The sequence below is a fragment of the Delftia sp. WSY_22 genome (assembly GCF_043104185.1).
Lineage (GTDB): Bacteria > Pseudomonadota > Gammaproteobacteria > Burkholderiales > Burkholderiaceae_C > Comamonas > Comamonas tsuruhatensis.
This window is the reverse complement of record NZ_JBICKN010000006.1, coordinates 343,829-364,993: the sequence shown is the minus strand read 5'-3', so window position 1 is coordinate 364,993 and position 21,165 is coordinate 343,829. Positions and strand designations below refer to the sequence as shown.

At 67.7% G+C, this 21,165-nt stretch carries 20 protein-coding genes; 9 read left to right on the top strand and 11 right to left on the bottom strand.

What is annotated here, in order from left to right; translation table 11 throughout:
- Window positions 1-18 precede the first annotated feature (18 nt).
- The 8 genes from recO (at window position 19) to purT (ending at window position 6,999) form a co-directional block, all read left to right on the top strand.
- Window positions 19-789, top strand: a complete 771-nt coding sequence (gene recO, locus ACF8NF_RS02295; RefSeq protein WP_016451180.1) for a DNA repair protein RecO — start codon at window positions 19-21, stop codon at window positions 787-789.
- Window positions 786-1,559, top strand: coding sequence for a pyridoxine 5'-phosphate synthase (locus ACF8NF_RS02290; RefSeq protein ID WP_017405343.1), 774 nt, complete (start codon window positions 786-788; stop codon window positions 1,557-1,559). The genes recO and ACF8NF_RS02290 overlap by 4 nt, the downstream gene beginning before the upstream one ends.
- A gap of 20 nt (window positions 1,560-1,579) precedes the next feature.
- The gene (gene acpS / locus ACF8NF_RS02285; RefSeq protein ID WP_016447783.1) at window positions 1,580-1,975 is read left to right on the top strand and encodes a holo-ACP synthase; all 396 of its coding nucleotides are present in this window, start codon (window positions 1,580-1,582) and stop codon (window positions 1,973-1,975) included.
- Window positions 1,976-2,024: 49 nt separating this feature from the next.
- Window positions 2,025-3,116: a beta-N-acetylhexosaminidase gene (gene nagZ, locus ACF8NF_RS02280; RefSeq protein WP_016447782.1), complete on the top strand. Its 1,092-nt coding sequence runs from the start codon at window positions 2,025-2,027 to the stop codon at window positions 3,114-3,116.
- 109 nt (window positions 3,117-3,225) lie between these two features.
- Complete coding sequence (locus tag ACF8NF_RS02275) at window positions 3,226-4,323, top strand: 6-phosphofructokinase (protein WP_252651906.1); 1,098 nt, start codon at window positions 3,226-3,228, stop codon at window positions 4,321-4,323.
- 7 nt (window positions 4,324-4,330) lie between these two features.
- Window positions 4,331-4,990, top strand: coding sequence for a cold shock and DUF1294 domain-containing protein (locus ACF8NF_RS02270; protein WP_016447780.1), 660 nt, complete (start codon window positions 4,331-4,333; stop codon window positions 4,988-4,990).
- Window positions 4,991-5,008: 18 nt separating this feature from the next.
- Complete coding sequence (locus tag ACF8NF_RS02265; protein WP_016447779.1) at window positions 5,009-5,671, top strand: hypothetical protein; 663 nt, start codon at window positions 5,009-5,011, stop codon at window positions 5,669-5,671.
- Between the two features lie 110 nt (window positions 5,672-5,781).
- A complete protein-coding gene (gene purT / locus ACF8NF_RS02260; RefSeq protein ID WP_392449995.1) occupies window positions 5,782-6,999 on the top strand; it encodes a formate-dependent phosphoribosylglycinamide formyltransferase in 1,218 nt (405 codons plus the stop codon).
- 67 nt (window positions 7,000-7,066) lie between these two features.
- On the opposite strand, the gene ACF8NF_RS02255 is transcribed toward purT, so the two are convergent.
- From ACF8NF_RS02255 to ACF8NF_RS02235, 5 genes are all read right to left on the bottom strand, one after another.
- The gene (locus tag ACF8NF_RS02255; RefSeq protein WP_174538860.1) at window positions 7,067-7,735 is read right to left on the bottom strand and encodes a mechanosensitive ion channel family protein; all 669 of its coding nucleotides are present in this window, start codon (window positions 7,733-7,735) and stop codon (window positions 7,067-7,069) included.
- Between the two features lie 108 nt (window positions 7,736-7,843).
- The gene (locus tag ACF8NF_RS02250) at window positions 7,844-8,917 is read right to left on the bottom strand and encodes a diguanylate cyclase domain-containing protein (RefSeq protein WP_016447776.1); all 1,074 of its coding nucleotides are present in this window, start codon (window positions 8,915-8,917) and stop codon (window positions 7,844-7,846) included.
- Between the two features lie 119 nt (window positions 8,918-9,036).
- The gene (locus tag ACF8NF_RS02245) at window positions 9,037-10,053 is read right to left on the bottom strand and encodes a hypothetical protein (protein WP_046239858.1); all 1,017 of its coding nucleotides are present in this window, start codon (window positions 10,051-10,053) and stop codon (window positions 9,037-9,039) included.
- A 91-nt stretch (window positions 10,054-10,144) separates the two neighbouring features.
- Window positions 10,145-11,704 (bottom strand): lysine--tRNA ligase, encoded by a 1,560-nt coding sequence (gene lysS, locus ACF8NF_RS02240; protein ID WP_016447774.1) that lies wholly within the window; start codon window positions 11,702-11,704, stop codon window positions 10,145-10,147.
- A gap of 245 nt (window positions 11,705-11,949) precedes the next feature.
- Window positions 11,950-12,624 carry an LON peptidase substrate-binding domain-containing protein gene (locus ACF8NF_RS02235; protein ID WP_043789834.1) on the bottom strand — a complete coding sequence of 225 codons (675 nt, stop codon included), beginning with the start codon at window positions 12,622-12,624 and terminating at the stop codon, window positions 11,950-11,952.
- A gap of 90 nt (window positions 12,625-12,714) precedes the next feature.
- On the opposite strand from ACF8NF_RS02235, the gene ACF8NF_RS02230 reads away from it, so the two are divergent.
- Window positions 12,715-13,272: a YggT family protein gene (locus ACF8NF_RS02230; RefSeq protein WP_016447772.1), complete on the top strand. Its 558-nt coding sequence runs from the start codon at window positions 12,715-12,717 to the stop codon at window positions 13,270-13,272.
- Window positions 13,273-13,349: 77 nt separating this feature from the next.
- On the opposite strand, the gene accD is transcribed toward ACF8NF_RS02230, so the two are convergent.
- The 6 genes from accD to ACF8NF_RS02200 form a co-directional block, all read right to left on the bottom strand.
- Window positions 13,350-14,225 carry an acetyl-CoA carboxylase, carboxyltransferase subunit beta gene (accD, locus tag ACF8NF_RS02225; protein WP_016447771.1) on the bottom strand — a complete coding sequence of 292 codons (876 nt, stop codon included), beginning with the start codon at window positions 14,223-14,225 and terminating at the stop codon, window positions 13,350-13,352.
- A gap of 65 nt (window positions 14,226-14,290) precedes the next feature.
- Window positions 14,291-15,100: a tryptophan synthase subunit alpha gene (trpA, locus tag ACF8NF_RS02220; RefSeq protein ID WP_016447770.1), complete on the bottom strand. Its 810-nt coding sequence runs from the start codon at window positions 15,098-15,100 to the stop codon at window positions 14,291-14,293.
- Window positions 15,097-16,353, bottom strand: coding sequence for a tryptophan synthase subunit beta (gene trpB, locus ACF8NF_RS02215; RefSeq protein ID WP_016447769.1), 1,257 nt, complete (start codon window positions 16,351-16,353; stop codon window positions 15,097-15,099). The genes trpA and trpB overlap by 4 nt, the downstream gene beginning before the upstream one ends.
- Entirely contained in the window at window positions 16,331-17,053 is a 723-nt protein-coding gene (locus tag ACF8NF_RS02210) for a phosphoribosylanthranilate isomerase (protein ID WP_016447768.1), read from the bottom strand. Before ACF8NF_RS02210 ends, trpB begins: the two co-directional genes overlap by 23 nt.
- 32 nt (window positions 17,054-17,085) lie before the next feature.
- On the bottom strand, window positions 17,086-17,934 hold the full coding sequence (gene truA / locus ACF8NF_RS02205; protein WP_392449994.1) for a tRNA pseudouridine(38-40) synthase TruA: 849 nt from the start codon (window positions 17,932-17,934) through the stop codon (window positions 17,086-17,088).
- Window positions 17,935-18,049: 115 nt separating this feature from the next.
- Window positions 18,050-20,941 (bottom strand): FimV/HubP family polar landmark protein, encoded by a 2,892-nt coding sequence (locus tag ACF8NF_RS02200; RefSeq protein ID WP_392449993.1) that lies wholly within the window; start codon window positions 20,939-20,941, stop codon window positions 18,050-18,052.
- Window positions 20,942-21,165 lie beyond the last annotated feature (224 nt).

The following is a 21,165-nucleotide window of genomic DNA, read 5'->3' as shown; positions in this document are numbered from 1 at the left end:
CCGCAAGGCCCTGCGTCCATGGCTAGCGCCAAGCGTGTCTCGGACGAGCCGGCCTTCGTCCTGCACAGCTACGACTGGAGCGAGTCCAGCCTGATCCTTGAGGTCTTCACGCGTCACCGGGGCCGCGTGGCGCTGGCGGCCAAGGGCGTCAAGCGGCCGACCTCGAACTTTCGCCCCGTGCTGCTGCCGCTGCAGCCGCTGAGCCTGAGCTACAGCCTGGGCGGCGAGGGCAATGGCGAGATCCATACCCTCAAGGGCGCAGAGTGGGTGGGCGGGCATGTCATGCCCCAGGGTGACGCCCTGCTGTCGGGCCTGTACCTCAACGAGCTGCTGATGCGCCTGCTGGCGCGCGACGATCCCTACGCGGCGCTGTTCGACATCTATGCCGGCGTGGTGCGCGTGCTGGCAGGCCAGCATGGCGATGCCATCGAGCCCGTGCTGCGCACCTTCGAGCTGCTGCTGCTGCGCGAACTGGGCCATCTGCCTGCCTTGAATGAGGAAAGCGCCACGCTGGCTCCGCTGGCCGAGGGGCGTCGCTATGCGCTGGTGGCCGAAGGCGGCCTGCGCCCGGCGCTGCAGGGCGAGCGCGCCGTGCTGGGCGCTGCGCAATGGCAGGCCATTGAAAGCGCGCTGCAGGCACGGCAGGCCTTCAACGCCACACTGCATGTGGTGGCCCAGCCCGAGGCGGCGCTGGCCCTCAAGCCCCAACTGAGGGCCTTGCTGCAATACCATTGCGGCAGTCCCATGCTGCGCACCCGCCAGCTGATGATGGATCTGCAATCGCTATGAATCTTTCCCACGCTTCGCAGCGCACGGCGCTGTCGGTCAATGTCAACAAGGTTGCGCTGCTGCGCAACACGCGCCATCTGGGCATTCCCAGCGTGACGCGCGCCGCGCGCATCTGCCTGGAGGCCGGTGCCCAGGGCATCACCATCCATCCGCGTCCCGACCAGCGCCATATCCGCAGCGAAGATGTCTATGAACTGCATGCGCTGATGAAGCAGTGGCCGCAGGCGGAGTTCAACATCGAGGGCAACCCGACGCAGAACCTGATGGACTTCATCCGGGCCACGCGCCCGCACCAGGCCACCTTCGTGCCCGACAGCGAGGACCAATTCACCAGCGACCATGGCTGGAACTTCCCGCAGGACGCCGAGCGCCTGAAGCCGCTGATCGCCGAATGCCGCCAACTCGGCGTGCGCGTCAGCCTGTTCATGGACCCGGTTCCCGCACAGATGGCCGCTGCGCGCGCCGTGGGCGCCGACCGGGTCGAGCTGTACACCGAGCCCTATGCGGCCGCCTGGGGCACGGCAGACCAGGAAGTTCAACTGCAGGCCTACGCGGCGGCGGCCCAGGCTGCGCTGGACGCCGGGCTGGGCATCAATGCCGGCCATGACCTCAGCCGCGACAACCTGGCCGCCTTCGTGGCGCGCGTGCCGGGCCTGCTCGAAGTCTCCATCGGCCATGCGCTGATCGCCGACGCGCTGGAGTTGGGCTACGCCCAAACCGTGCGCGCCTACCAGCAGTGCATAGACCAGGGCATGGCGGCGCGCGCCTGAAGCTTTCGCGGAGCGAATCCATGATCTACGGCATCGGTACCGACATCTGCGACGTGCGCCGCATCCGCGCCAGCCTGGAGCGCCATGGCGACCGTTTCGCCGAGAAGGTGCTGGCCGAAGGCGAACTGTCTACCTGGCGAGCCCGCCGCGCGCGCTGGCCCGAGCGCGGCATCCGCTTCGTCGCCACGCGCTTTTCCGCCAAGGAGGCCTTTTCCAAGGCCATAGGCATGGGCATGGTCATGCCCATGACCTGGCGCAGCTGCGAGGTCGTCAAGCTGCCCAGTGGCCAGCCAGCCATCGTGCTGCACGGCGCGCTCAAGGAATGGTTCGAGGCACGGAACCTGCAGGTGCATCTGTCCGTGACCGACGAGAGCGACTACGCGGCCAGCTTCTGCGTGGTCGAGCGCCGCGCCTGACACCCGGCCGGCGCAGCGCTGGCTTTTTTGACTCCACAGGATTCATAGCATGACCGAGCACGCACCCCTGATCATCGACATCGCCGGCAAGGCGCTCACCGACGCGGACCGCCGGCGTCTTGCGCATCCGCTGGTCGGCGGCATCATCCTCTTCGCCCGCAACTGGGAAAGCCGCGAGCAACTGGTGCAGCTGTGCGCCGATATCAAGGGCGTCAAAGCCGACCTGCTGATCTGCGTGGACCACGAGGGCGGGCGCGTGCAGCGTTTTCGTGCCGACGGATTCACGCATCTGCCGCCCATGCGCGCCTTCGGCCAGATGTGGATGGACGACGGCAAGGGCAGCAAGCAGCGCGAAGGCAGTGGCGCCCTGGCCGCCATGAACGCCGCCACGGCGGCCGGCTACGTGCTGGGCACCGAGCTGCGTGCCTGCGGCGTGGATTTCAGCTTCACCCCGGTGCTGGACCTTGACTACGGTGCCAGCAGCGTCATCGGCGACCGCAGCTTCCACCGCGACCCGCGCGTGGTGGCGGCGCTGGCCCGCAGCCTCATGCACGGCCTGCTGCAGGCCGGCATGGGCAACTGCGGCAAACACTTTCCCGGCCACGGCTTCGTCAAGGCCGACTCGCATGTGGACATTCCGGTCGATGGCCGCAGCCTCACCGCCATCCTGGGCGAGGACGCCGCGCCCTATCCCTGGCTGTCCAGCGTGCTCACGGCCGTGATGCCGGCCCATGTGATCTACCCCAAGGTCGACAGGCGCCCGGCCGGTTTTTCCGCCAAGTGGCTCAAGGACATCCTGCGCAGCCGCCTGCGCTACGACGGCGCCATCTTCAGCGATGACCTGAGCATGGAGGGCGCGCGCCGCATCGACGGGCAACTCATCGGCTACACCGACGCAGCCCTGGCCGCGCTGGAGGCCGGCTGCGACATGGTGCTGCTGTGCAACCAGAGCCTGGGCCTGGGCGAGCATGTGGACGAGCTGCTGGCCGGCATGGAGGCCGCGCAGCGCAGTGGCCGCTGGCAGCCCGATGCCGACAGCGAATCGCGCCGCCTGGCCCTGCTGCCGGAGACCGTGCCCCAGCCCTGGGACGACCTCATGCGCCAGCCGGCCTACCTCCAGGCGCTGGACCTGCTGCCTTGATGGATTGACGAGCGCAGCGGCTGGCCGGCTGAGGCCTGGCGGGCTTTGCAAAGGCTGTGCGGGCCATGGAGGACGCGCACGCCAAGTGTTTTCACAGGAGAGTTTTCCCATGCGCGTTGGCGTGCTGACCGGAGGTGGCGACTGCCCCGGCCTGAATGCGGTGATCCGTGCGGTCACCAAGTCCCTGATCAACCACGGCCAGTGCGAGGTGCTGGGCATTGCCGATGGCTTCGAGGGCCTGATGCTCGACCCGCCCGGCGTCAAGCCCCTGGGCTGGGATGAGGTCTCGGGCATCCTGCATGTGGGGGGCACCATCCTGGGCACCAGCAACAGCGCCAATCCCCTGCGCGACGAAGCCACGCTGGAGCACGTGGGCCGCAATGTCCGGGCGCTGGGACTGGACGTGGTGGTGGCCATCGGCGGTGACGGCACCATGAGCCTGGCGCATGGCCTGGCCGGACAGGTGGGCCTGACCTGCGTGGGCGTGCCCAAGACCATAGACAACGACATTGCCAATTGCGAGCGCAGCTTTGGCTTCGACACCGCCGTGGCCACGGCCACCGAGGCGCTGCGCCGCATCGAGAGCACAGCCAACAGCCACCACCGCGTGATGATCGTCGAGACCATGGGGCGCCATGCCGGATGGCTGGCGCTGGAGGCCGGCATTGCCGGTGCGGCCGACGTCATCCTGCTGCCCGAGATCGACTACGACCTGCAGGCCATCGTGGATTTCTGCCGCATGCGCGAGCAGCGCCAGCGCTACACCATCATCTGCATCGGCGAGGGCGCCAAGGAAAGCGGCGCCAGCCTCACGGTGCGTGAGCGCATAGAGCAAAGCCCGGACCCCGTACGCCTGGGCGGCGTCGGCCATGTGCTGCGCGAGCGCCTGCAGCCCCATCTCAGGAGCGAGGTGCGCACCACGGTGCTGGGCCATGTGCAACGCGGCGGCGACCCCACTCCCTTTGACCGCGTGCTGGCCACCCAGTACGGCCACCATGCGGCGCAACTGGTGCTGTCCGGCGGCTTTGGGCGCATGGTCACTCTGCAGGGCGGGCAGATCGGCAGCGTGGAAATCTCACGCGTGGCCAACACCCAGCGCACCGTGCCGCTGGACCACGGCCTGCTCACCATGGCGCGCGACATAGGCATTTGCCTGGGCGAGCCCCGCAAGCCTGCTGCGTCGCCGGCCGCCGCTGGCCGCCACTGAGCCCGCCATGCGGCAACAGGGGCGCATCACCGGCTGGAAGGACGAGCAGGGCTTCGGCTTCATCGAGCCCGATGGCGGCGGGGCGCCGGTCTTTGTCCACATCAAGTCCTTCACCGATCGCCGCCGCAGGCCCGAGGGGGGCGAGCGCGTCAGCTACGTGCCCGGCCGCAACGCCCAGGGGAAATGGCGCGCCCAGGATGTCGCCTTCATTGGCGAGTCCAGTAGCGGCCATCCGCAGCCTGCGCGGCGACGCCGTGCCGGCATGTCCTCGCGGCCTCAGTCAACTGTGCGAGGCCAGGTGGCAGTGGGGCTGGCCGCTGCCTTCTTCTGCGTGCTGATGGCCGTTGCCTGGATTGGCCGCATGCCCTGGGCACTGTTCGGCCTGTATGCGGCGGCAAGCCTGGTGACCTTCATGGTCTACGGATTCGACAAGTCCGCCGCCGTGCACGACCGCTGGCGTACCAGTGAAGGCCGTCTGCACCTGCTGGCGCTGCTGGGCGGCTGGCCTGGCGCGCTGCTCGCGCAAGGGCTGCTGCGGCACAAGTCCAGCAAGGCCTCGTTCCAGTTGGTGTTCTGGATCACCGTGGGGATCAACTGCGGCCTGCTGGCCTGGCTGCTGTCACCGGCGGGTGCGCCGTTGCGGGCTCTGGCACCCGGCATCTTCTGAACACCCAAGGAGCAGGCGATGACCCAGGCTGGACCAGGGGCCGAAATGCCCAGCGCAAACGATGCATCGCTGCAGACCTGGCAGGCGTCTTGGGATAGCGCCTGGTCCGCACTGGGTGCCAGCGCACCGCAGCCTGTGCTGGCCGAGCTGCTGCAAAGCTACAGCGAGCCCCAGCGCCACTACCACACGCTGCAGCATCTGGGCGAGGCCCTGGGCCTGCTGCAGCCGGCGCTGGGCCTGGCCGAGCGTCCCGGCGAGGTGGCGCTGGCGCTGTGGTTCCATGATGCCGTCTACGAAACCCAGGCCAAGGACAACGAGGCGCGCAGCGCCGACTGGGCCGTGGCCGTGGTTCGCGGGCAGGGCCTGCCTGCAGATATAGCTGAGCGCGTGCACGGCCTGATCATGGCGACCTGCCACGCTGCACAGCCGTCCGGGATCGACGCCCAACTGCTGGTGGATGCCGACCTGGGCATTCTCGCGGCCGACCCCCTGCGGTTTGCCGAGTACGAAGTGCAGGTGCGGGCCGAGTACGAATGGGTGCCCTTGCCGCTGTACCGCGCCAGGCGCCGCGAGGTGTTGCTGGGCTTCATGCAGCGCGAGGCCATCTACTGCACCGACTGGTTCGGGCAACGGCTGGAGGCGCGGGCGCGGTGCAACCTCGCGCAGGCGCTGGGTTTGTAGGCGGCGCCTGTGTCGGCACCCTATGATCGGGGGCTGCTGCGGGCCGTGCAGGCCTGCCTCCCTCTCTTTCTTATCTTGCCCAGGCTCTGCCTGGCTCACCGGACGCGCAGATGACCACCCTTGGAACCCCTTACTCCCCCCATGCCACCAAAGTCATGCTGCTGGGCAGCGGCGAACTCGGCAAGGAAGTGCTGATCGCGCTGCAGCGCCTGGGCGTGGAAACCATTGCCGTGGACCGCTACGAGAACGCGCCCGGTCAGCAGGTGGCCCACCACGCGCGCACCATCACCATGAGCGATCCGGCCCAGCTCAAGGCCTTGATCGAGGCCGAGAAACCCCACCTGGTCGTGCCCGAGATCGAGGCCATTGCCACGCCCATGCTCGAAGAGCTGGAAGCGGCAGGCGTGGTCACCGTGATCCCCACGGCCCGCGCCGCGCGCCTGACCATGGACCGCGAAGGCATTCGCCGCCTGGCCGCCGAGACGCTGGGCATGGCCACAAGTCCTTACCGCTTCTGTGATTCGCAGCAGGAACTGCAGGCTGCCATCGACGGCACGGATGGCCAGCCCGCCATCGGCTTTCCCTGCGTGGTCAAGCCCGTGATGAGCAGCTCGGGCAAGGGCCAGAGCAAGCTGGACGGCCCGGACGACGTGGCCAAGGCCTGGGACTACGCCATGGCCGGCGGCCGCGTGAGCCATGGCCGTGTGATCGTCGAAGGCTTCATCGACTTCGACTACGAAATCACCCAGCTCACGGTGCGCGCCAAGGGTGCGGACGGCCAGGTGCAGACGCATTTCTGCGATCCCATCGGCCACATCCAGCAGTCCGGCGACTATGTGGAAAGCTGGCAGCCCCATCCCATGCACCCGGCGGCGCTGCAGAAGTCGCGCGACATCGCCAAGGCGGTGACCGACGACCTGGGCGGCCTGGGCCTGTTTGGCGTGGAGCTGTTCGTCAAGGGCGAGCAGGTCTGGTTCAGCGAAGTCTCGCCACGCCCGCACGACACGGGGCTGGTCACGCTGGCCACGCAGTGGCAAAGCGAGTTCGAGCTGCATGCGCGCGCCATCCTGGGCCTGCCCGTGGATGCCTCGCTGCGCAATCCCGGCGCCAGCGCCGTGATCTATGGCTGGCAGGATGCCGAAGGCCTGGTGTTCGACGGCGTGGACGAGGCCCTGGCCGTGCCGGGCACGGACCTGCGCCTGTTTGGCAAGCCAGAGAGCTTCGTCAAGCGCCGCATGGGCGTGGCCCTGGCGCGCGCCCAGGATGTGGAGCAGGCGCGCACCAACGCCAAGCTGGCCGCCAGCAAGGTCCGGCCGCGCAAGCCCTGAGGCGCTGCCCAATGACAAAGCCGCCGTCCCTTTGCCGGGCGGCGGCTTTTTTCATGGGGTACCGGCCTTAGTTGGTGGTGTGCATGGGAGGCTGCGAGGGCTGGGCATCATGCGGCGTGGTCAGCCGGATGGCGCGCTCCTCCTCGCCATGGCTGGCATGCTCGCCATCCGCGCCCAGGCCCCCCTTCCAGCGCCGGACCACGCGCTGGAAGATCAGCGAGTTGGGGATCTGCAGCAGATTGGGTGAGCCATCGGGCGCATGGGCATCCTGCAAGGTGGTGTAGAGCATGTTGATGTCGATCACGCGGCCCTTGGCACCGGGCTTTTCGGCCGTGTCCAGCACCTCGATGTAGTCGCCCAGGCGAAAGGGCCCGACGATGACGATGAGCAGGGCGCAGAACAGGTTGGACAGCACGCTCCAGGCCGCAAAGAAGGCCACGGCGCCCACGGTGGCAAAGCCGGTGAAGGCCGTCCACAGCACGGTGGCCGAGACGCCCAGGCGCTCCAGTACCAGCGGCACGGTGGCGGCAATCAGAATCCAGCGGAACACGCCGCGCAGCGGCACCAGCAGCTCCGGCGGCAGGCCGTAGTGCCTGCCCGCGCGTGCGATCAGCCGGCGAACCAGGCGATTGAGCAGCCAGGCCGCACCGATGATCAGCAGGATCTGGGCGCCGGGGATGATGAACTCCAGCCAATCCTGCATCCAGGCGGGCAGGTGCGCTTGAAAACGACGCATAACTTCAAACATTCAGGAAACAGCAATCCGCATTCAGGACCCGGATGCGCGGCTTGCGCGCGCCCGGCATTGAGCTGCGATCGTAAGCGCAGGCGCAAGGCCCGGCAGTCAGGTGCGGCGCTGCTCCACCGTGTCCATCTGCATCTCGAAGCTGAAGAAGCGGTCGCGCCCCTGCGCCTTGGCCGCGTACAGGGCCTGGTCGGCGCGCATGAGCATGGCTTCGGCGCTGGTGTATTCGTCGGGGACGCAGGTGGTGATGCCGCCCGACAGCGTGAGGCCCGATTCATGGGGTGAGTCGGGGTGGCGTATGCGCAGCACGCGCAGCATCTGGCCCACGGCACGCGCGAACGTCATGGCCCCCGAGCGTGGCGTGCGCGGCAGGATGAGCGCGAATTCCTCGCCGCCATAGCGCGCCGCCACGTCACGCGGGCGCACGCAGACCTCGCGCAGCAGGCGGCCTATCTGTTTCAGGCATTCATCGCCATGCACATGGCCATAGGTGTCGTTGTAGCGCTTGAAATGGTCCAGGTCGCAGAGCATCAGCGTCAGCGGCTGGCCCTCGCGGCGGGCCGAGGCGATCTCGGCATGCAGGATGCGGTCGAAGCCTCGGCGGTTGACCAGGCCCGTGAGCTGGTCGAGCTCGACCATTTCGTTGAGCTTCTGGTTGGCCTCATGCAGCTCGGCCGACAGCGATACCAAGCGCCGGCGCATGTCCAGCAGGCGGCGCATGGCGCGCAGCTTGGCCACGAGCACGATGGGCTTGACGGGCTTGACCAGGTAGTCGTCGCCTCCGGCCTCGATGCCGCGCCACACGTCCAGGTCATTGTCCAGTCCGGACAGGAAGATGACGGGCGTCCACTCGCCGGGCTCGGCCTCGCGCAGCTGGCGGGCCACCCAGTAGCCGTCCTCGCCCGGCAGACGGATGTCGAGCAGCACGAGGTCGGGGCGCTGCTCGCGGAACAGTGCCAGGGCGCTGGGGCCATCGGCAGCCTCCAGCACGCGGGTCACGCCCGCATGCAGCAGCTCGCTGACCAGACTGGTGCGTACCGAGGCCTGGTCTTCCACGACCAGCACGCAAAACGGCGATGCCTCGTCCGTCGGCTTGGCGAAGCGCGCTCCGGTGGGCTCGATGGCGGGAGAGTCGGTGCTGTCGGTGGGCGAAGGTGGTGGGGCAGCGGGCATGGCCTTCAGGGTTGTGAGACCAGAAATGGGTCAGGGGGCTGCGCAGTACGCGGCATGGGGGTGGCGCCAGTGTAAGTCGGTCGTTGTATTCGTGTGCGATTGTGGATGCCCGGCTTTCGTCAGGCCAGGGGCAGGTCCGTGCGGGCCCGGCTGGCTTCGTCGTGCCATTGCACGAAGGCGTCGGCGGCCGCACACAGGCGTGGGTTGCCCAGTTGCTGCAGCAGCCTGCAAGCTGCAAAGCCCTGGGCTTTTTCGTCATAGGCAAGCGCCCACTGGCGGCGCTCTTGCCGCGTCTGCTCGGGCTGGGGCCAGCGGCGCAGCGAGGTGGACAGTCCGGTCAGGCCCATGCGCCAGGGCTTGCCCGATACGCGGGCGCGAAAGCACTGCTGGCGCTCGCACAGCAGGGCATAGAGCGGGTCCACCTGCAAGGCGTCGAACAACTGCGCGACGGCAGGGTCGTCGGGTGCGAAATCGGTATGCGTGACGATGACACGCAGGCCCTTGGGCGTTTCATAGACGCGCAGCCCCCAGTCGGCATGGCTTTGGTGGAAGGCCTGTACGCGTTCCATGGCGCGTGCGGACGGCGAGTCCGTGGCCGCGCGCCGGCGCGCCTGCCGCGCCTCCCACCAGCGCTGCACGCGCCGCATGGCCAGGAACAGCAGCAGCACGACCAGCGCCGTGGCCACCATCCTCGAATTGTTCTTGTGCGGTGCCAGCCGGGCCAGCCAGGTGGCGGCCGAAGCCAACAAAAGCAGGGTCACGACGGGAAAGCGCACAGCGCTGGGCGGCTCGGGCAGGTCGATATCGGCGATGGCCACGCGCTCGGTGTTCAGGCAGTGGGCGCCGTAGCTGTTGCGTGTCATCACCGTGCCGTCGCGCCGCTGCAGGACTTCTTCGCGTATGGGGGTGCTGAAGCCGTCGAGCGCGTACTCGTTCTTCCATTCCATGCGCGGCTCGCCTGGGGGCAGCGCCGCATTGCGGGCGTCTTGCAGGGCCTTGGCGGCACGCTCCTGGGCGTGGGCCTGGGCAGCCTCCTGGCTGGTGTCGGACCATCCCCAGCGCTGGACGGTGATGCCGTGGGTGGGGCGGCTTTCATGCCGCAGGCGCGCCTGCGCCCAGTAGGTGGGGATGTGCATGGCGAGCCAGTATAGGGAAAAGCCGCCTGGCTCCCAAGGGAACGCAGGCGGCTTCAGTTGGCCATGCGCGCAGGCGCTGTATGCCGGGGGTTTACTGTTCGCGGCGCAGGGCGGGGAACAGGATCACGTCGCGGATGCTGGCGCTGTCGGTCAGCAGCATCATCAGGCGGTCGATGCCGATGCCGCAGCCGCCCGTGGGGGGCATGCCGTACTCGAGGGCACGCACGAAGTCGTGGTCGAAGTACATGGCTTCGTCGTCGCCGCCGTCCTTGGCCTGGACCTGGGCGTTGAAGCGCGCGGCCTGGTCCTCGGCGTCGTTGAGTTCGGAGAAGCCGTTGCCGAATTCACGGCCCGTGATGTACAGCTCGAAGCGCTCGGTGACTTCGGGGCGCTCGTCATTAGCGCGTGCCAGCGGCGAGATCTCGGTGGGGTGCTCCATGATGAAGGTTGGCTGCCAGAGCTTTTCCTCGACCACTTCCTCGAAGTACAGCACCTGCAGGCTGGCCAGGGTACGGGTGGACAGGCGGTCCTTTTCTTCCGTCATGCCCAGCTTGCGCAGGGCATTGGTCAGCCATTCGCGGTCGGCCACCTTGTCACCGGCTTCGGTGAACTTGACGATGGCCTCGGGAATGGTCAGGCGCTGGAAGGGCTGGGACAGGTCCACGGGCTTGCCTCCGTAGGTCAGCTGCAGCGTGCCCACGGCCTTTTGCGCGGCGTCGCGCACCAGTGCCTCGGTGTAGTCCATCAGGTCGCGGTAGTTCCAGTAGGCCGCGTAGAACTCCATCATGGTGAACTCGGGGTTGTGGCGCACCGAGATGCCTTCGTTGCGGAAGTTGCGGTTGATTTCGAACACGCGCTCGAAGCCGCCGACCACCAGGCGCTTGAGGTACAGCTCGGGCGCGATGCGCAGGTACATCTCCTGGTCCAGCGCGTTGTGGTGGGTGACGAAGGGCTTGGCGTTGGCGCCGCCGGGAATGGGATGCAGCATGGGCGTCTCCACTTCCAGGAAGCCATGCTCCACCATGAATTCGCGGATGCCCGAGACGGCCTTGCTGCGCGCGATGAAGCGGCGGCGGGCCTGCTCGTCCATCATCAGGTCCACGTAGCGCTGGCGCACCTTCTGCTCCAGATCGGCCATGCCGTGGAACTTGTCGGGCATGGGGCGCAGGCTCTTGGTGAGCAGGCGCAGCGTCTGCACCTTGACCGACAGCTCGCCGGTCTTGGTCTTCATCAGCGTGCCTTCGGCGCCCAGGATGTCGCCCAGGTCCCAGCGCTTGAAGGCCGCATAGACCTCCTCGCCCACGGTGTCGCGCGTGATGTACAGCTGGATGCGGCCGTGCGTGGGGCCCAGCGATCCGTCCTGGATGGTGGCGAAGCTGGCCTTGCCCATGACGCGCTTGAGCATCATGCGGCCGCCCAGGCTGACCTGCACGGATTCGGCGTCGAGCTGCTCGGCGCTCTTGTCGGCATGGGCCTGCTGCAGGGCCTCGGCGCGGTCGGCCGGCTTGAAGTCGTTGGGGAAGGCCACGCCGCCCTGTTCACGCACCTGTTCGCGCAGGGCCTTGAGTTTTTCGCGGCGCTCGGCGATGAGTTGGTTTTCGTCCTGGGGAGCGGTCTGGTCCGCTGCAGATGGTGTGTTGTGTTCGGTCATGACAATGAGCGCCAGCGCAAAACGCCGAGGGGCCGGAAAAAAGCCGGAGGGGAAATCGGGGAAAGCCGAAAAAAAGCCAGGCGGGAAGGGCTGGAAAATGCAGCGGCAGCAGCAAATACCACCGGCAGGCCCCGCAGCTGGCGGGCTGAATCCGCGATTTTAAGTTTTTTGCCGCGCTTTCGGTGCGTGGTGCCGTCAATGTGCCGGACCTTGCTGCGGTATGACGCCGCAGGACCGCCAATTCGTCAGTGCGCAGCGGGCGGGGAGCCGGGCGCCGTCCCCTGTGAATTGCCTATGCCGCTGCGTTCCAGCACATCCGCCACCAGCTCCAGCCGCACCAGCGGGCTGTCCAAGGCCATCAGTTGCTGCTTGATGGACACGGGCAGGGGCAGCAGCTCGGTCCAGCGGTTGGCCACCCAGCCGCAGTCGCCCATCTGTTCGGCGCTGGGCAGCCGGGCATGGTCGGCGTCGGTGGATCGTGCGTGCAGCTGCATCAGCACCTGGGCCAGGGCCTGGGCCGTGGCGAGCAGGTGATCGGGGACGGGGACGGCGGCGTCGGCAGGCAGCAACTGCACATCGGCCACCCACAGGCCGTGGGGCAGCTGCCGGTGATCCTGCATGCGAAAGCGCTGCGTGCCCTCGCACTGCAGGTGCAGCAGGCCGGGCTGGGGCTGCTGCAGCTGGACGATGCGTGCCAGCGTGCCCACGGCATGCAGCTGCTCGGCGGCCGCACCGGCCTTGCGCACTTCGCTGCCGGCCTGCAATGCCACCACGCCGAAGGGGGCTCCCGTGCGCTCGCACTTGCGGATCATGTCGAGGTAGCGGACCTCGAAGACGCGAAGGCTCAGCAGGCCTTGGGGAAAAAGGACGCTGCCCAGGGGGAAAAGCGGCAGGGAGTGCAGTGCGGTATGGGCGGTCATGTGATGGGCGGGATGCGGCAGCTATCATCCCATGCTGTGCCAAGGCCGGCTGGCCGTGGTCCGATCTTCCTCTCGCAGTCCTACAACGCCATGCTTTTTCAGATCGTTTCCTTTTTGCTCGATGTGGTCGTTGGCCTGCTGACCGGCGTCTGCCTGTTGCGCATGTACATGCAGGCCCAGCGCATTCCCTTCGGCAACCCGGTCGGCCAACTGGTGTTTGCGCTGTCCGACTGGATCGTGATGCCGCTGCGCCGCGTCATCAAGCCGGCCGGGCGCTGGGACATGTCCAGCCTGATCGCGGCCTTCCTGCTGCAGATGCTGCAGTTCGTGCTGCTGTGGCTGCTGATGGGCGGGCAGTCCAATGTGCTCGCCCTGCCGTGGCTGGCCCTGTGCGGCCTGGCGCGCGTGGCGCTGTCGGGCATGGTGGGCGTGCTGCTGATCTATGTCATCTTGTCGTGGGTGCAGCCGCAGTCGCCGATGTACGGCGTGCTGCAGCGCCTGTCCGAGCCCATGCTGCGGCCCATTCGCCGCATCGTGCCCCTGATCGGCGGTATCGATCTGTCGGCACTGGTGGCCCTGGTGCTGCTGCAGATTGCGCTGATGGTGCTGGGCTATATCCAGGGCTCGGGCCTGATGCTGCTGGCCTGATTTCCCCAGTTTCCCGGACGTGAAAAAGCCGCCGCAGGCACCCACCTGCGGCGGCTTTTTTGTGTCTGCGCGAGGCTTTACTGAACAGCGTCGGCCGGCAGGCGCTGCAGCATGGCAAGCGATGCGGCGATGCGGTCGCGCAGTTCGCGGCGGTCCACGATCATGTCCACGGCGCCCTTGTCCTGCAGGAACTCGGCGCGCTGGAAGCCTTCGGGCAGCTTCACGCGCACCGTGGTTTCGATCACGCGCGGGCCGGCGAAGCCGACCAGGGTCTTGGGCTCGGCAATGACGATGTCTCCCACGAAGGCGAAGCTGGCGGAGACGCCGCCGAAGGTGGGGTCGGTCAGCACCGAGACGTAGGGCAGGCCCTTCTTGGCCAGGCGTGTGAGCGCGGCGTTGGCCTTGGCCATCTGCATCAGGCTCAGCAGGCCTTCCTGCATGCGCGCGCCGCCGGTGGCGGTGAAGCAGATGAAGGGGACCTTCTGCTCGATGGCGGTCTCGACGCCACGCACGAAGCGCTCGCCGACCACGGAGCCCATGGAGCCGCCCATGAATTCGAACTCGAAGCAGGCTGCGACCACGTTGACGCTCTTGATGGCGCCGCCCATGACGACCAGGGCATCGGTCTCGCCGGTGTTCTCCAGCGCTTCCTTGAGGCGCTCGGGGTACTTGCGGCTGTCCTTGAACTTCAGGGCGTCGACAGGAATGACTTCCTGGCCGATCTCATAGCGGCCTTCGGCATCCAGGAAATGGTTCAGGCGGGCGCGCGCGCCGATGCGGTGATGGTGGCTGCAGCTGGGGCAGACGTTCTGGTTTTTCTCCAGATCGGCCTTGTAGAGCACGGTCTCGCAGCTCGGGCACTTGATCCACAGACCTTCGGGGATCTGCTGGAGGCGATCCGTAGGATTGGTTTGCTGGATTTTGGCAGGCAGGAGTTTTTCAAGCCAGGACATGGTGTTTCCTTTTCAGGCGCAGGGCATGCGGCAGCGGGCCGCATGCAAGGGCTGCATTATGCGACCTACGCGTCGAGTGCCTTGCGCACGCCGCGCAGGAAGTCGATGGTCAGGGGGACGATCTTTTCGTGGGGCTGGCCGTCCAGCATCTCGATGATGCGGCTGCCGATCACCACCGCATCGGCCACGCGGCCGATGGCCTGTGCCGTGGCCGCGTCGCGGATGCCGAAGCCCACGCCCACGGGAATGCTCACGTGCTCGCGGATGCGCGGCAGCATGGCTTCCACGGCTGCCGTGTCGAGCGCGCCCGAGCCGGTCACGCCCTTGAGCGAGACGTAGTAGACATAGCCGCTGGCCACGCGCGCCACCTGCTGCATGCGCTCGGTGGTGGACGTGGGTGCCAGCAGGAAGATGAGGTCCATGTCGCGCGCACGCAGTTGCGCGGCGAATGCCTCGCACTCCTCGGGCGGGTAGTCCACGATGAGCAGGCCGTCGACGCCGGCTTCGGCCGCATCGTCCACGAAGCGGTCCTTGCCGTGGATCTGGTCGTAGCGCTCCACCGGGTTGGCATAGCCCATCAGCACCACGGGCGTGGTCTGGTTTTTCTGGCGGAACTCGCGCACATAGGCCAGCACCTGCACCAGGCCCACGCCGTTGGCGATGGCACGGTCGCCAGCCTTCTGGATGGTGGGGCCGTCGGCCATGGGGTCCGAGAAGGGCACGCCCAGCTCGATCACATCGGCGCCAGCCTCCACCATGCCGTGCATCAGCGACGGCGTGATGGCCGCGAACGGGAAGCCCGCGGTGATGTAGGGGATCAGGGCCTTGCGGCCATCTTCCTGAAGTTTGGTGAAAGTCGTGGTGATGCGGCTCATTGAGCTGCTCCTCCCTTGACCGTGAGCCCGCGCATGGAGGGACGGTCGTAATAGTCGGCGCCCGAGAGATCGGCCACGGTGCCGATGTCCTTGTCGCCGCGACCGGACAGGTTCACGAGGATGGACTGGTCGGCGCGCATGGTCTTGGCCAGTTGCATGGCATAGGCCACGGCATGGCTGGACTCCAGGGCGGGAATGATGCCTTCGGTGCGGCACAGGTAGTGGAAGGCGTCCAAGGCCTCCTGGTCCGTGATGCCCACGTATTGGGCGCGGCCCAGTTCCTGCAGCCAGGCGTGCTCGGGGCCGACGCCGGGATAGTCAAGGCCGGCGCTGATGCTGTGCGTCTCGGTGATCTGGCCGTTCTCGTCCTGCAGGATGAAGGTACGGTTGCCGTGCAGCACGCCGCTGCTGCCGCGCTGCAGCGAGGCCGAGTGCTTGCCGCTGTCCAGGCCCTCGCCCGCAGCCTCGACGCCGATCAGGCGCGTGTTCTCGAACGGGATATAGGGGTGGAAGATGCCCATGGCATTGCTGCCGCCGCCTACGCAGGCGACCACGGCGTCGGGCTGGCGGTCGGCGCCCAGGAACTCGGGCATCTGCGTGAGGCATTCCTCGCCGATGACCTTCTGGAAGTCGCGCACCATCGCGGGATAGGGGTGGGGGCCGGCCACGGTGCCGATGATGTAGAAGGTGTTGTCCACGTTGGCCACCCAGTCGCGCATGGCCTCGTTGAGCGCATCCTTGAGCGTGCGGCTGCCCGATTCCACTGGCACCACGGTGGCGCCCAGCAGGCGCATGCGGTAGACGTTGGGGCTTTGGCGCTTCACGTCCTCGGAGCCCATGTAGACGATGCACTCGAGGCCGTAGCGCGCGCAGATGGTGGCCGTGGCCACGCCGTGCTGGCCGGCGCCCGTCTCGGCAATGATGCGGGGCTTGCCCATGCGCCGGGCGAGCATGGCCTGGCCGATCACGTTGTTGATCTTGTGCGCGCCCGTGTGGTTGAGGTCTTCGCGCTTGAGGTAGATCTGCGCGCCGCCCATCTCGCGCGACATGCGTGCCGCGTGGTAGACGGGCGAGGGGCGGCCGACGAAATGGGCCAGCTCGGACTGGAATTCGGCAACGAATTCCGGGTCGTTCTGGTACTTGGCGTAGGCGTCGCGCAGCTCGGTCAGAGCGTGGGTCAGGGTTTCGCTGGCAAAGCTGCCGCCGAAGCGGCCAAAGTGGCCAGATGCGTCAGGGTACTGGTATTCGAACATGGCTTGTCTGCAAAAGTTGGTCATCGGCCGCGCGCACGGCGGCGATGAATCGGTGTATCTTGCCGGCGTCCTTGATGCCCCTGAGGGGCTTGCCGTCGGGACCATCGGCCTCGACGCCGGAACTGACATCAACGGCCAGCGAGAGTCCTCGCGGGCGCACTTGCAAGATGCCATCGGTCACGTTTGCAGGCGTGAGTCCACCAGACAAAACGAGGTGAGAGGCGACGTTTGGTGGAAGGAGTGACCAATTGAATGCTTTTCCGCCACCACCATAGCCGTCGACATGGGCGTCGAGCAGTATGGCCTGGGCTTTCGAGTAACGCTGGGCATATTCTACGAGGTCGAAGCGCGCGGCATCGGGACCAAGGGGAATGCGCGCGGCGCGCAGGAAGGCGCGGGTGCCGCCCGATGTGGCGGCAAGGCAGTCCTCGGGCGACTCGTCGCCGTGGAACTGCACGCAGGCGCCCGGGATGGCGGCGCAGGCGGCCATCACGTTGGCGGCGCTTTCATTGACGAACAGCAGCACCGGTGTCACGAAGGGCGGCAGGCGCCGCGCCAGCTCGGCGGCACGCTGCACCGTCACGGCGCGCGGGCTGGGGGCGTAGAGAACAAAGCCCACGGCGTCGGCGCCGGCGGCCACGGCTGCGTCCACATCCTGTTCGCGGGTGAGTCCGCAGATCTTGATTCGGGTGCGCTGCATGGGGGCTGAAGAATGGGGGAAGGCCTGCTCGTTCACGGGAGCCAATCATAGGCCGGGCTGCGCGAAGGAAGGCCCCATGAAGGATCGTATACGGGACCCAGAAAGTACAGGCCGTCCGGCGTGAAGGTGGGCGCGGCGGCATCGCGGGAGCGCGCCTCCAGCACCTGTTGCATCCACTGCGGCGCGTGTGTGCCCTGGCCTACGGCGAGCAGGCAGCCCATGATGTTGCGCACCATGTGGTGGAGGAAGGCGCTGCCCTCGAACTCGAATCGCCAGTAGCAGCATTCCATGGCTGCATCCCCGGGACGCATGGAGCTGGCCGCGGCCATCTGGGCGCCGTCGCCTGCCATGCGGCGGGTGATGGACAGGCGGTGCAGTGTCTTGACGGGGGATTTGGCCTGGCAACCCGATGCGCGGAACGAGCTGAAATCGTGCTCTCCCAGCAGGTGCTGGGCGGCGGCCTGCATGGCGTCACCGTTGAGTGCATGGAACACCCAGCCCACACGCCCGGCCTCCACGCTGGGCCGCACGGGCGACTGCAGCAGCACATAGGCATAGCGCCTGGCTGTGGCGCAGGCCCGTGAATGGAAGGAGTCGGGCACGGGCTGGGCCCATTGCACGGCGATGTCCGGCGGCAGGAAGGTGTTGGTGCCACGGACCCAGGAGAACGGGGCCCTGTCCAGCGGCGTGTCGAAGTGGACGACCTGCATGAGGCCGTGCACGCCGGCATCGGTGCGGCCCGCGCAGAGGGTGTGCACCTCCTGAGCGGCAAAGCGGCCCAGGGCCGCTTCGAGATGGTCTTGAATGGTGTTGCCAGACAGCTGGCTTTGCCAGCCGCTGTAGCGCTGGCCGTTGTAGGCGACGCCGAGGGCTACGCGCATGGCGAGGCCTCCGGCATGGGTTGGGTGTGCATCAAGTTGTCAGTTTTCCATGGTGGCATGTACCACCCTGTCACGCGAAACCGGCACGCGGCGCCTGGGCAGGCGCCGTCGGGCTTCAGTCTATCTCGGCAAGGAGGCGCTGGGCTTTGGCCTTGAGATCGCCGTGGGCCTCGGAGATCACTTCCTCGATGAGTGTACGGGCTCCGTCGCTGTCGCCGATGGCATTGAATTCCTGGGCCAGGGCGAGCTTGGTGGCCAGCGGGTCCTCGGGCGCCGAAGGCGGCGTTGCGGCCGTGGGAGTGTCATTGCCCAGGTCCAGGGACAGGCTGCCCAGGTCGAATTCCAGCGATTCGGCCGGTTCCGGCTTGGCCTTGGCCGCCGTTTCCAGCACGCCGCCCGAATGCGCTGCTGCCGGCGCTTGGGCTGGCGCCTCGGTGCCCAGGTCTTCCAGGTTGAACTCCATGGCGTCCAGCGACAGCAGATCGGTACTGGCGTGGCTGTCGTCCGTGGTGGAACCGGTCAGGGGCGAGGGTTCGGTGGCCGGGAAGCTGTCCGTGACCTGCCGTGTGACGGGCATGTCCAGCGGCAGCATCTCGGTCGGCTGCATGTCGCTCATGGCGCTGCTGTGGTTCAGGGCATCCGTCAGCGAGGCATGGGCCGTGGGCTGGAAGCCGGGCATGTCCAGCGATGCAGCAGGCGGCTCCACGCGGGGATCCATGCGAGGCGCCTCGCTTGCTGCGGGCTGCATGGGCTCCAGCGGCGCGCGCAGCGTGGGCTCCAGCGCGGCAAAGTCCTGTTCGCTGGGCATGGGGGCCGGTGCGGGCAGCGGGCTGGCGTGCTGCGCGGGCAGGCTGGCATCGGCCAGGCCGCCGGGCAGGTCCATGTTGAGGTCCATGTCCAGGTCCATGGGCAGGGTGGCAGGGCCTTCGCGGTGCGCCTCCATGTCCAGGGGGCGGCTGGCCAGCGAGGCGGCCGCCAGTCCGGCAGCTGCCGCTGCGGCGCCGCCGGCAACGGCGGCAGCAGACAGGGGCGCGGCGCCGGCAGGCTGGTAGAGGGCGTTTTCCGGGTCCAGGATGCGGCCCTGGTCGGCCAGGCGCTGCCAGTCCACGCCCTTGCCCTGGGTCAGGCCGTGCAGGGTCTGCGCGACGGCCTCGAAGGCCTTGCGGTCATGGCGCTTGGCGTAGATGTCGGCCAGCTTCTGGTGCAGTGCGGTGCGGCTGGGATCGGTGCGCAGGGCTTCCTTGAGGATTTCCTCTGCCTGCAGGTCGCGGCCATAGGCCAGGTAGACATCGGCCTCGGCCACGGGGTCCACATCGCCGGCATCGAGCTGACTGGGCGAGTAGTGCATGGAGGTGCCCGACAGCTGGCTCGATGTGCCGGTATCCACGCGTTGGCCGCCACTGGCTCCAAAGAAGGAATCGGCCGCGAGCTGGCTGTCGCCAAAGGCGCTTTCGCTGGAGGCTGCGGCAGCGCGGCGGCGCTGCATGACGCGGTAGCCACCATAGCCCAGCAGCAGGGCCAGCAAGGCGGCGCCGGCCAGCGGGATGGTGGGATCTTCCATCAGCGTATCGATGAAGCTGGGCTCGGCGATCGGTGCGACGGGGGCGGGCGCCGGCTTGGGCTTCGGCGGCTCGGCAGGAGCGGGCGTGGCGGGCACGGCTTCTGCCGCGGGCGCTGCCGGGCCGGCAGCATTGGCTGCGGCGTCTGGAGCAGCGGCCGCAGCAGCTGCATCGGCAGGCGCTGCCGGGGCCGCGGGAGTTGTCTGGGGTGCTGCAGCTTCAGGCGCTGCAGGCACGGTCGGCGCGCCGGGCACGGCCACGCCAGCTGCCGTGCTGCCAGCGGCAGCCGCCGGTGCTGCCGCACCACCTTCGGCGGGCTTGGTGGCGGCGGCGATCTGGCTCAGCTCGGACATGTTGCGCTGCAACTCTGCCGTGCGCGATGCCTGGTCGTCGGACTGCTTTTGCTTGGCCAGGCGCTCGTCTGCCTCCACGCCCTTGACAGCACCTTTGGACAGGGTGAGCTTGTCGGGTGCGGCGGTGGAGGGCTTGCGGTCTTCGACCTGGGCCTGGACGCTGCCCGATGCTTCACGATTGGCCGATGCCACGGGCGCGGCCGGTGCGGCGCTGGCCAGCTGGCGGCGGAACTGGTTGAAATCCCGGGACTGGGCTGCAACGATCTGGCGCGCCTCGCGCGGCGAGGTGGCCTGTGCCGTGGCCTCGTCAGGCACGGTGAGCACGGCGCCGGAGCGCATGCGGTTCACATTGCCGTTGATGAAGGCCTTGGGGTTGGAGCGCAGCATGGCCACCAGCATCTGGTCCAGCGAAACGCCTGCGGGCAGGTGGGCGGCGGCAATGCGGCCAGCCGTGTCTCCGGTCTTGATGCGGACCTCGGATGCTTCGGACGGTGCCGGCGCTGCAGCAGCGCGCTCGCGGGCTGACGCGGTGCTCCGGCGCGGGGCTGCCGGAGCAGGGGCTGGACGGCTTTCCTCGGTGTTGCCTGCGGCAGCTGGCGAGGGTGCCGGCGCGGCGCGGCGCGGTGCGGCGCCCGGTTCGGGGGCGGAGGCCTGGGCCGCAGCCGTCACGGCAGGCGGCAGCTTTTGCAGGGTGGGCGGATCCAGCAGCAGGGTGTAGTTGCGCTGCAGGTTGCCCGAGGCCCAGCTGGCGTCGATCACCAGATCGACAAAGGGCTCGTTGACGGGCTGGGTGCTTGTGAGTCGCAGCACGGCCGATCCGTCCGCGCGACGCTGCACGCTGACGCGCACCTGGCTGGCCGTGGCGTTGTACTCCATGCCCTGGGTGCGGAAGACGCCGGGAGAGGCCACGCCCACGCGCAGGCCTTCGGCTTCAGCCGCCGTGATCTGGGGGATTTCGACTTCGGCACGCAGGGGCTCGCCCAGGGCCGATTGCACGTTCACCCGGCCCAGAGCCAGTGCCCAGGCCTCGGAGGCGGGCAGTGCGACCGAGACGACGGCCGCAGCGGCCAGCACAGAGAGTTTCCAACGATGCATAAAGCGTCAAACCTGTGTGGATGCAATTGGGCGGGCACTATTGTTATTGTGAGGATGCCCGCGTTTGCACATGTAATTGAAATTTACCCGGGGATAGATGGCACGCCATATACCAAGGTGCTTGGGTCGCATTGTCGGCCACGCTATAGGATCGCAAGCGTCTGGTTGCCGGTGAACGCTGCCAGTTGTTGTCGAACGGCAACGAGAAGAAACACAATGTATCT

Coding starts and splice junctions, on each gene's coding strand:
- ACF8NF_RS02210 (WP_016447768.1), bottom strand. CDS start 17,053: ATGCAGCGCACCCGAATCAAGATCTGCGGACTCACCCGCGAACAGGAT.
- ACF8NF_RS02270 (WP_016447780.1), top strand. CDS start 4,331: ATGCGGCAACAGGGGCGCATCACCGGCTGGAAGGACGAGCAGGGCTTC.
- ACF8NF_RS02245 (WP_046239858.1), bottom strand. CDS start 10,053: ATGCACATCCCCACCTACTGGGCGCAGGCGCGCCTGCGGCATGAAAGC.
- ACF8NF_RS02235 (WP_043789834.1), bottom strand. CDS start 12,624: ATGACCGCCCATACCGCACTGCACTCCCTGCCGCTTTTCCCCCTGGGC.
- lysS (WP_016447774.1), bottom strand. CDS start 11,704: ATGACCGAACACAACACACCATCTGCAGCGGACCAGACCGCTCCCCAG.
- purT (WP_392449995.1), top strand. CDS start 5,782: ATGACCACCCTTGGAACCCCTTACTCCCCCCATGCCACCAAAGTCATG.
- ACF8NF_RS02265 (WP_016447779.1), top strand. CDS start 5,009: ATGACCCAGGCTGGACCAGGGGCCGAAATGCCCAGCGCAAACGATGCA.
- ACF8NF_RS02230 (WP_016447772.1), top strand. CDS start 12,715: ATGCTTTTTCAGATCGTTTCCTTTTTGCTCGATGTGGTCGTTGGCCTG.
- trpB (WP_016447769.1), bottom strand. CDS start 16,353: ATGTTCGAATACCAGTACCCTGACGCATCTGGCCACTTTGGCCGCTTC.
- acpS (WP_016447783.1), top strand. CDS start 1,580: ATGATCTACGGCATCGGTACCGACATCTGCGACGTGCGCCGCATCCGC.
- recO (WP_016451180.1), top strand. CDS start 19: ATGGCTAGCGCCAAGCGTGTCTCGGACGAGCCGGCCTTCGTCCTGCAC.
- truA (WP_392449994.1), bottom strand. CDS start 17,934: ATGCGCGTAGCCCTCGGCGTCGCCTACAACGGCCAGCGCTACAGCGGC.
- ACF8NF_RS02255 (WP_174538860.1), bottom strand. CDS start 7,735: ATGCGTCGTTTTCAAGCGCACCTGCCCGCCTGGATGCAGGATTGGCTG.
- ACF8NF_RS02200 (WP_392449993.1), bottom strand. CDS start 20,941: ATGCATCGTTGGAAACTCTCTGTGCTGGCCGCTGCGGCCGTCGTCTCG.
- trpA (WP_016447770.1), bottom strand. CDS start 15,100: ATGAGCCGCATCACCACGACTTTCACCAAACTTCAGGAAGATGGCCGC.
- accD (WP_016447771.1), bottom strand. CDS start 14,225: ATGTCCTGGCTTGAAAAACTCCTGCCTGCCAAAATCCAGCAAACCAAT.
- ACF8NF_RS02250 (WP_016447776.1), bottom strand. CDS start 8,917: ATGCCCGCTGCCCCACCACCTTCGCCCACCGACAGCACCGACTCTCCC.
- nagZ (WP_016447782.1), top strand. CDS start 2,025: ATGACCGAGCACGCACCCCTGATCATCGACATCGCCGGCAAGGCGCTC.
- ACF8NF_RS02275 (WP_252651906.1), top strand. CDS start 3,226: ATGCGCGTTGGCGTGCTGACCGGAGGTGGCGACTGCCCCGGCCTGAAT.
- ACF8NF_RS02290 (WP_017405343.1), top strand. CDS start 786: ATGAATCTTTCCCACGCTTCGCAGCGCACGGCGCTGTCGGTCAATGTC.